At 44.0% G+C, this 1,138-nt stretch carries 1 pseudogene; it reads left to right on the plus strand.

The features are described from left to right. Positions 1 to 1,138, plus strand: a pseudogene (locus tag CLV95_RS18545) (M23 family peptidase); the annotation flags it as partial.

Consider the following 1,138-nt stretch of genomic DNA (forward strand, 5'->3'; position numbering starts at 1 on the left):
ATCTACAGCGGAGAAATCGAAATCGACGGAAGTGCGATGAAGAGTACGAGTTATTCTCCCGATTTAGAATATCAATATATACGAATGGAGACGAAGTTTAATCCTGGGAATTTGAGCGTGGACATGATGAATCCGAACGCAACCAGATTTAACGCGGAGATGGCGATCGGAATTAAAAACTACATCGACAATCTACAAAAGAACGTGGAGACGATGTTTGCTCAATTTAGCAACAAGACAAACGAGATCAAAGAAGAGTACACACAAAACGAGGAGATCGAAAGTTATCAAAAGAAATTGTATGAGGCAAGTAAAGAGAATTACTTAGCAGCCTTCCAAGCTTTACCCGGAGACCTGAAGAACATGTTCGAAGGAGAAATGGGAGGCTTAAAAGGTTATCACGAACAAGGATCGAAATACAACTTCGGAACCGAAAGTTTCAAAGATCAAAGTGGGGACATGAAAAAAGTCGGCAAAGCGATGTATGAAGGAGCAAACATCGACGACACGGTATTCGGAGGAAGTAGAGAACTCAAAGGTTCGGTGAGCGTCAAAGGGATTCCTGTGGAAGTAAGTTACGGAATGCAATATTTGATCGTCACATCCGGATTTGATATTTCAAATTTAGGATACAACTTCAAGTTGAAGGGAGTGGGAACCAATTACGTCGACAATCAATTGTCAAACGTAAACCGAAAATATACCGTCTACTCCGAAGACATTCAAAACAGGATCGAAAAACAAGCAAAGGCGAATGACGCGGAAAGGGACAGTAAAGGATTTCTGTTTAACGTATTAAACGGAATGAGCGGAGGACAAAAACCTCATGAAGCCGTAAGATCGGAAGTGCAAAGCAGAGTAACGGGAGCGATTGCGGAAGCAACCGGACTACCCGCGAGTTTTGTGGGAGCCCTTGTCGGCGGTTCCAACATGAAACAAGCGATGAAAGCATACGAGAAGAGCGTGACCACGGAAGCGATATCGCAAGCAACCGGAATTCCAGCTTGGTATTTGAATCAAAAGATTTCGGAGAAAGAAGCCAATCATGAGATGGCAAAGAGCTTTTCCTACAACGTAGGTCGTGCAATTACCGTGGCTGCGGTTGCTATGTCCGCAGGAACCTTGGGTGTTGTCGCGC

Source organism: Leptospira borgpetersenii serovar Javanica (assembly GCF_003046425.1).
Taxonomy (GTDB): domain Bacteria; phylum Spirochaetota; class Leptospiria; order Leptospirales; family Leptospiraceae; genus Leptospira; species Leptospira borgpetersenii.